Origin of the sequence: Mesorhizobium sp. M7A.F.Ca.ET.027.02.1.1, from assembly GCF_004022985.1 — a bacterium.
Lineage (GTDB): Bacteria > Pseudomonadota > Alphaproteobacteria > Rhizobiales > Rhizobiaceae > Mesorhizobium.
Map to the genome: position 1 here is coordinate 1 of NZ_RZOL01000296.1, position 7,683 is coordinate 7,683.

9 protein-coding genes, 1 tRNA gene and 1 pseudogene are annotated in these 7,683 nt (G+C 65.2%); 2 read left to right on the forward strand and 9 right to left on the reverse strand.

The annotated features are described in order from the left end of the window. The coding region (locus EN749_RS25715; RefSeq protein WP_128364212.1) for an indolepyruvate oxidoreductase subunit beta family protein at positions 1-1,381 on the forward strand (1,381 nt) is incomplete at its 5' end. 120 nt (positions 1,382-1,501) lie between these two features. Here the strand turns inward: EN749_RS25715 and EN749_RS25720 are convergent. The 7 genes from EN749_RS25720 to EN749_RS25750 form a co-directional block, all read right to left on the reverse strand. After that, positions 1,502-1,789, reverse strand: a complete 288-nt coding sequence (locus tag EN749_RS25720; protein ID WP_127326235.1) for a hypothetical protein — start codon at positions 1,787-1,789, stop codon at positions 1,502-1,504. A 112-nt stretch (positions 1,790-1,901) separates the two neighbouring features. After that, positions 1,902-2,324, reverse strand: coding sequence for a periplasmic heavy metal sensor (locus tag EN749_RS25725; protein WP_245491499.1), 423 nt, complete (start codon positions 2,322-2,324; stop codon positions 1,902-1,904). A gap of 35 nt (positions 2,325-2,359) precedes the next feature. Further along, the gene (locus EN749_RS25730; RefSeq protein ID WP_127320106.1) at positions 2,360-2,812 is read right to left on the reverse strand and encodes a hypothetical protein; all 453 of its coding nucleotides are present in this window, start codon (positions 2,810-2,812) and stop codon (positions 2,360-2,362) included. Between the two features lie 86 nt (positions 2,813-2,898). After that, positions 2,899-3,441 carry an RNA polymerase sigma factor gene (locus tag EN749_RS25735; RefSeq protein WP_127269065.1) on the reverse strand — a complete coding sequence of 181 codons (543 nt, stop codon included), beginning with the start codon at positions 3,439-3,441 and terminating at the stop codon, positions 2,899-2,901. A 45-nt stretch (positions 3,442-3,486) separates the two neighbouring features. Continuing rightward, positions 3,487-3,741, reverse strand: coding sequence for a hypothetical protein (locus tag EN749_RS39020; protein WP_245481809.1), 255 nt, complete (start codon positions 3,739-3,741; stop codon positions 3,487-3,489). A 338-nt stretch (positions 3,742-4,079) separates the two neighbouring features. Continuing rightward, complete coding sequence (locus EN749_RS25745) at positions 4,080-4,268, reverse strand: DUF2158 domain-containing protein (RefSeq protein WP_023811455.1); 189 nt, start codon at positions 4,266-4,268, stop codon at positions 4,080-4,082. A 135-nt stretch (positions 4,269-4,403) separates the two neighbouring features. Further along, positions 4,404-4,479, reverse strand: a tRNA-Thr gene (locus EN749_RS25750). Positions 4,480-4,810: 331 nt separating this feature from the next. On the opposite strand from EN749_RS25750, the gene EN749_RS25755 reads away from it, so the two are divergent. Further along, complete coding sequence (locus tag EN749_RS25755; protein WP_189367694.1) at positions 4,811-5,950, forward strand: hypothetical protein; 1,140 nt, start codon at positions 4,811-4,813, stop codon at positions 5,948-5,950. A 13-nt stretch (positions 5,951-5,963) separates the two neighbouring features. On the opposite strand, the gene EN749_RS25760 is transcribed toward EN749_RS25755, so the two are convergent. Then, the gene (locus EN749_RS25760) at positions 5,964-7,565 is read right to left on the reverse strand and encodes a cisplatin damage response ATP-dependent DNA ligase (RefSeq protein WP_128364215.1); all 1,602 of its coding nucleotides are present in this window, start codon (positions 7,563-7,565) and stop codon (positions 5,964-5,966) included. A 4-nt stretch (positions 7,566-7,569) separates the two neighbouring features. Continuing rightward, positions 7,570-7,683: pseudogene (locus EN749_RS25765) on the reverse strand (DNA ligase-associated DEXH box helicase); the annotation flags it as partial.

The following is a 7,683-nucleotide window of genomic DNA, read 5'->3' on the forward strand; positions in this document are numbered from 1 at the left end:
CTATTATGTCGAGATGGCCCGCGACACCGGCCGGCTGCCGGTCTTCGCGCTGTCGCCGTCGCAGGGCGATGTCGACATCCTGATCGCCGCTGAGCTGATGGAAGCCGGCCGCGCCATCATTCGCGGCTTCGTCACGCCCGAGCGGACCACGCTGATCGCCTCCTCGCACCGCATTGCCGCCGTGTCGGAAAAAATCGAACCGGGCGATGGCCGCGCCTCGTCGTCCAAGGTGCACGCGACGGCGGAAGCCGCATCGAAACGCTTCATCGCTTTCGACATGGAGAAGATCGCCGCCGACAATGGTTCGATGATCTCGGCCAGCCTGCTTGGCGCGCTGGCGGGGTCCGACGCGCTGCCCTTCACGCGCGAGAGCTACGAACAGGCGATCGGTGCCGGCGGCCGGGGCGTCAAGGCCAGCCTCGCCGCCTTCGGTGCCGCGTTTGATCGTGCGCGCGGCACGGCAGCACCGGCGCCGAAGCCGGCCGAGCCAGCGATAGTCGAATCTGCCTTGGGCACAGGACAGGTGAGTGGCCCGCAAAACCTGCTGCAGGGCTGGCAGGCCTTGGCTGCCCGCATCGACCTGTTGCCGATGGCCGTGCGCGACATGGCACTTCGGGGTCTGAGAAAGGTCGTCGACTATCAGGACATCGCCTATGGGCGCGAGTATCTCGACCGGTTGGACAAGGCCGTCGCGCTGGACGGGCCGCTTCAGGGCTATGGCTTGTCCATCGCCGCCGCCAAGCATCTCGCCAACGCGCTGTGCTACGACGACATGATCCGCGTCGCCGATCTCAAGACGCGCTCGACGCGCGGCAAACGTGTGCGCCGCGAGGTCGGCGTCAAGGACGGCTCGATCCTGCAGGTGACCGAATATTTCCACCCGCGCATCGAGGAGTTCTGCGGCACGCTGCCGGCGGGTCTGGGCAGCTACATCGAGGACCGCCCGAAGCTCGCCGCCTTTCTCGATCGCCGCATCAATCATGGCCGCCGCATCCGCACCGACAGTTTTGCCGGCTTTGCCGCTTTGTGGTTCATCGGCGGCCTGCGCCGCTGGCGCCGCAGTCTGCTGCGCCACAAGGTCGAGGTCGCGCATCTCGATCGCTGGTACGCGCTGGCTCTCGACCATGTGCCCCAGGATTACGCACTGGCCGTCGAAATCCTCAATTGCCGCCGGCTGATCAAGGGCTACAGCGACACCCATGTCCGGGCACAGTCGAAATTCGACCGCGTTCTGTCCGCGCTCGACCTGGTCAAGGGCCGCGCCGACGCCGCCGACTGGATCCGCCGCCTGCGCGAAATGGCGCTGAAGGATGAGAAGGGCGACATGCTCGACGGCGCGCTGAAGACGGTGGCGACGCTGGGGCCGGACCCAATCAGCTGAGATATCTAGCGGGCGTCCACGGATTGGAGCGGCGCTAACCTTAACTCCGGGCTGGCTGACAGGATTGCCCGTGCGCCGGCGCTGACGCGGGGCCAGGTGCCTGACCCCGCGGTGCTTTGATCAGTAATGGTGCCAGCGGCGCCAGTGATGGTGCGGGTGCCAGCCATAGACCGGAGCGTGCCAGTAGTGGTAGCGCGGGCGCACGATGACGACGCCGTTCGGCACGCAACGGCCCCATCGGTTCGGGTGCCAGCCGATGCCGCACCCCCAGCGGACATGCTCGACCAATGCCGGGGCGGCCGGTTGGGTTACAGACATGACGGGCATTGCGTTGGACGCGGTGGCGGTCACGACAGTTCCACTGACCGCCAGGATAGCGGCTGCTGCATAGTTTTTCAGGCGACTCATAATTGGGCTCCGAGTGCATTCGAGTTTGAAGATGGCCGCCCGGCACGGTGCGATCGGGCAGGCTTGTCCCTTCTCTTCATTAAACGGCGTCTCGAGCATTTTCCGTCGGCCGTCATGGCGATTTTTTTGGCGCAACGGCAGCGCGGCGTTCCATGTGGCGCAGCAATGCCTGCGCCAGCACGCTCCGGTTTTCGGGTGATGTGTTCGCCGCGAAGTCGACGATGGCCTGCTCGAGCCGGGTGCGAACCGTCGCGTCGGCGTTGCGTGCCCGCTCCAGGGCAGCCGACACGGCGGCCTTGTCCATGACAGGCTGTTGCAGCAGGTCCGCTGCCTGCTGCCTGGCCTGCTGGCCATCGAGAATGATCTGACGGGACTGCACGCGAACCTGGCGCAGCGCCTCGCGGAACGCCTTGCGGTCCTGGTCAGGAAGCTGTCGGCCAGCCGATTCCAGCGAGACACCCGCGCCCGCTTTGGCATTTCTCAGCCAGACCGCACCGCCAGCAAATGCGCCGGCAAGAAAGACGTTCAGCACCACGGAAGCAATGACCAGACCACGGACCCAGCGCGTGCTCATAGGCTTTCCTCACCGTTCTCGGCAGCGGGGCCGGCATCTCCAAACGCCGTCGCATTGGCATCCAGCACATAATGGTCCGGCTGGACCTCCGGCGTGACGATGGTCACCAGGGCCAGCCCTGCCACGGCACCGGCCAGACCAATGCCGGCAAGTCCAAGTCCCAGCCACCAGAACCACTGGCGCCGGCGCTGGACGAGGTGCCGGCCGGCAGCCTGCAGAATGCTGCCGTGCAGTGCCTTGTCCGGGGCGTCGACGCGGTAGCTGTCGAGCAGCGCGTCAAGTGTCCCGGCCTGCCTCAAGATGGCCTTGCCCGCGCCGCTCGCGGCAAAGACCGTGCCGGCCATTCGCTCAGCCGCGGGCCATCGCCGCAAGTCGCCGCCATAGGCCTGGGCCAAGACGGCAAAGCGCCTGGCATCCATTGCGGGTTCGTTCCTGGATCCTTCAGCCATGTGTCGCCCCCTTGCCCGTCGGCGCGGGGCGCCAGGCGGCACCAGCAAGGCGCAATGGCCGTGGTGCGTTGGTGCTTGCCCGGTGCTTACTCATCGGCGCCATCCCCCGCCAAGATCGCCTGCAGCGACCGCCGGCCGCGCGCAAGCAGGCTCTCCAGGGCATCGACGCTGATCTGCAAGGTCGCTGCCGCCTCGATATTGGACATCTCCTGATAGTAGACCAGAACGATGGCTTCGCGCTGGCGCGGCGCTATGGCTTGCAGCGCCCGTTCGACCCGAAGCGCTTCCTCCTGGCGAGGGGCATCGGGAAGTGCCGCGGGGTCGACCATCTCCGGCAGGTCGCCGGTCACCCACTCGCGCCTGCGACGCAGCCGGTCGTAGCAAAGGTTGAGCGTCACCCGGTGGATCCAGCTGTCGAAGCGCGCATTGCCGCGCCGCCAGCTCGCGGCATGGCGCCAGATCCGCACGAAGGTTTCCTGCGCGACATCCTCTGCCTCCGCCGCATCGCCGAGCATGCGCACGGCAAGCGCCAGGATACGCGGCAGCTTGCGCGCGACGAGCGTTTGCACGGCTGCCGGCTCGCCGGCGCCGACACGGCGAACCAGCTCCTCGTCCGGATCCGCAGCCATCAGTCGGCGCACTCCCGATATTCATCGCGCGTCATTGCCTCTTGGTCATTGCCCCGGCTTGGGAGCGGTTTTATGGCCCGGCAGTTCGTCGGCCGTCAGAATGCCGTCGGCATTCTTGTCCAGCCTTGCAAAGCGCCTGGCGAAGAAGGCATCGAGTTCGGCGCGGTCGATGAAGCCGTCATGGTTGGAATCGATCCGCGCGAAGGATTTGGCGGCGTCGCCCTTGACGTTGCGCTTCGTCTGAAAGGCCTCCCATTCCAGCAGGCTGATCTTGCCGTCGCCATCCGTGTCGGCCGCCATGATCGCCTTTTCGCGCCGCTTCTGGAATTTTGGCCAGCGTGATGTCGGACCTGGCCACCGAGGCGCCTGGCGCGGCAAGTGGCGCGGCGGTCGGCGGTGCAGGCGGCGTCGTTGCCTGGGCGAGAGCCGCAACGGTCTGCAAACTCAAGGCAACGAATCGAACGGTTGATCATGTTGTGCGTCTCTCCAGGTTGGCGCGACGCAGACGGCTTGTGCCGCCATCGCGCTTCATCCGTTAAACGCCGCGACCCGGAAAATCCGTCGGTCGCGCCTGCTGATCCGTTCACGCCCGGACAAAAGAGGGTGCCCATCCCGACTCGATCGGGATGGAAGGAACTCTAGTCCGACTGGTCCGCCGCAATCAGTTGTTCCGGCTTGAACCCGGCATGTTGCGGGGTCCACACCTCGCCCTCGCGATTGAACCAGTGGCACAGATACATGCCCGAGGCTGCCCCATCGCTGATCGTCATCCTGGGACCTCCGGATTTCAGCCTGACGACGTCTCCGGTCTTGAAATTGTTGGGCATTTTTGACCTCCCATGCTGAGGCCATGATTTTCACACCAAACCGGTGTCTCGACAATGGCAGATCTGCCAGGCCGGCGCCGCAATCCTTTGCACCAGCTGCGAAGGGGCAGACAGACGACAAAAATGGAGGAGGAATGGTGCCGCTTGCGTGACTCGAACACGCGACCCCCGCATTACGAATGCGGTGCTCTACCAACTGAGCTAAAGCGGCCCAGGAAGCCAAGGCCTCCAGGATGCGGCGGTGATAGACGCAACCGGGCGCGAATTCAAGATGCGACTTGGCAATTCCTGCGTCGGCGTCGTGGCACCCTCGAAAGCCGGCCGCCGCCTTGTCCGCCAGTCAGTCGCCAAGGGAATGCGGCGCACGGTGCGTGTGCTCCCTGTGCGCGAAAATCGGCGAAACATGCTGATTTTGTTGCCGGAACAGCGCCGGAATGGACTTTGCACACCTCTGCGAGGCAGAATGCGCCGCTCGCCCGTTGATTGATTGGTCGCCTGCGGCTAACGATCACGGCAAGGTTGGCAAAGACAGAGGGACCCGCTTGGACGCGATCGAAAAAGCGATCCGGAACGCCTTGGAGAAAGGCAATGCCGAGGACCGCGCGTTCCGCGAGAGGGTCTATCGCTCGGCTTTTGCCGCGCTCGATCGCGCGCTCCAGGCCAATCCCGGTGTGACCGTTGAGGTCGCCATCAAGCGCCGCAAGGCAATCCAGGCGAAAATCACCGAAATCGAATCCGAGTTCCTGCCGGCGGTGCCGGATGTCGGTCCGCAGGGCGATGCACCGGCGGTCGAATTTGGAGCGGACCCGGCGCCCGCGGTCGAAACCGGCCGACAGGCATCGTCCCCCGATGTCGTCGTCGACGGACCCGTGCAATCCGCTGCCGATGCGCCGCGCTCCCGCGTTCTGCCCGTCGTTCCCGATATCATGCCGGACGCCACGCTTCCCGATGCTCCGGCCATCGACATGTCGGTTCCGGCCTCGGCCGGCGCGACGACGGAAGTGGCGCCCGACCGCGATGAACGGCGCATAAGGGGGCGTCGCCTGCCGCTGACCGCCATCTTCCTGACCGTGACACTGCTCGCCGCGGTTGGCATCGGCCTGTTCTTCGCCGTGCAGACCGGCGTGTTCAAGACGTCCGCGCAACTCGACACCGCCCCGCCGCAAGCGCCGCCGACCGTCGAGGACGACGATTTCACACCGGCCGACGGCGGTCCGGAAAAACCCGGCGCCGCGGACCAGGCGCGCGACTGGATCAATGTGTTTTCGCCGGCCGATGCATCCCATGTCAGCGCGCCGTCTGACTCCAGGGCCGAGGTGATGAAGGACGATACCGGTTCGTTCCTGCGCATCCGTTCCGGCGCGTCCGGTTCGGCGATCAGCTTCGATGTCGGACAAGGCGTGCTGGAGAAGCTGGCCGGCAAACATGCCGTGTTCGACATCATTGCCCGCTCCGAAGAAGGCAAGGAGACGCAGATTTCGGTCGACTGCAATTTCGGCGAACTCGGCGACTGCGGCCGCAAGCGCTATGCGGTCGGCCAGCAGCAGAACGAATATCTGTTCGATGTGCAGTTTCCGGACAAGCGTCCGGGCTCGGCCGGCACCATTGCCATCAATTCCGACTTCGACAAGCAGGGCAAGGCCGCGGACATCTACGAAATCCGCGTTTCGATCGAGCCGTAAGAGCGCTGACGGTCTAGCGGTCGAGCAGCGCTTGCAGCGTCTCGATGCGGTCGGCCTCGTTGGCCGGCTTGTCCCAGCGCAGCCGCGAAATGCGGGGAAAGCGCATGGCGACGCCGGATTTGTGCCGGGTCGAGCGGTTCAACCCTTCGAAGGCGACTTCCAGCACAAGGCCGTTGTCGCGGTCGGCCCGCACCGAGCGCACCGGCCCGAAACGCTCGATCGTGTTGTCGCGGACATATTTGTCGATCTGCTTCAGCTCCTCATCGGTGAAGCCGAAATAGGCCTTGCCGACCGGCACCAGTTCCTCTTCGCCTTCGGCACCTGTCCAGACGCCGAACGTATAGTCGGAATAGAAGCTCGAGCGTTTGCCGTGGCCGCGCTGGGCATACATCAGCACCGCGTCCACCGTGTGCGGATCGCGTTTCCATTTGAACCATGGACCTTTCGGCCGGCCGGCGACATAGGCTGAGTCCCAGCGCTTCAGCATGACGCCCTCGATGATTGGATGCGGTGGCATCCGGCGCAGTTCCTCCAGCGTTTGCCAATCCGTGAAGTCGACGAATGGCGAAAGATCGAAACGGCTCGGGTCGAGCGTCGCGACAAAGCTTTCGAGGCGACCGCGCCGCTCGCGAAACGGCAGCGCGCGCAGATCCTCGCCGCCGACCTGGAGCAGATCGTAGCAGCGCATGAAGGCCGGGTATTGCTGCTGCATCTTCGGTGTCACCGTCTTGCGATTCAGCCGTTGCTGCAAATCCGAGAAGGTTCCCGTCGCCTCTCGGGGATCGCCGACAAGCAGTTCGCCGTCCAGCGTTGCGGAAAAATGCATGGCATCGGCGAGGTCCGGAAAGGCGCCGGAAACATCGTCACCGGTGCGCGAATAGAGCCGGCGGATGCCGCCCTCGGCCACCGCCTGGACACGGATGCCGTCCCATTTCCATTCGGCGGCATAATCCGCCGGATCGAGCTTTTCGAGATCGCCGTCACCGACCGGGTTCGACAGCATCACCGGGCGAAACAATGCCAACGCCGTGTTCCTGGGCTTCTCGGCCTTGCCCTCCAGCCACGCGAACAGCGCTGTGTAAGGCGGTGACAGCCCGCGCCAGAGTTCCTCGATCTCGGCCACGTCGACCTTGCCGAAATCGGCCAGCGCCTGTTTGGCCAGCCGCGCCGACATGCCGATGCGCAAGCCGCCGGTGACCAGCTTGATGATGGCGAAGCGCGCCGAGATGCCCGCGCTGTCGAGCAGCCCGGCCAGCACCTTCGGCCCGTCGGAGCGGCTTGCCGCCTGCAGTTTGGCCACGACTTCGCCAAGCGTCGGCTCGCGGCTCGCGATGTTTCCGGGCGTTTGCGGCCAGACCAGCGACACCGTTTCGGCGAGATCGCCGACATAGTCGTAGGAATAGCCGAACAGCACCGGATCCATGCGTTCGGTGACCAGCATGCGCAGCATCGCCGGCTTGACCGCGGCGATGTGGAGATCGCCGGTGATGGCAGCCAGCGCCAGGCCGCGATCGGGATCCTCCACAGCGCGGAAATAGTCGGTCAGCAAGGTCAGCTTGCCGTTGCGCGACGGCGTCAGCACCAGGCGGTCGAGAAGCTCGGCGAAGCGGTTCATGGCTTCAATCGCCCTCGTCTTCGTAGCCGACCAGATGCAGCGGCCGGGCGGCGATGCCTTCGAGTTCGCACCAGCGCACCAGCGCTTCCTCGCGGCCATGGGTCACCCAGATCTCCTC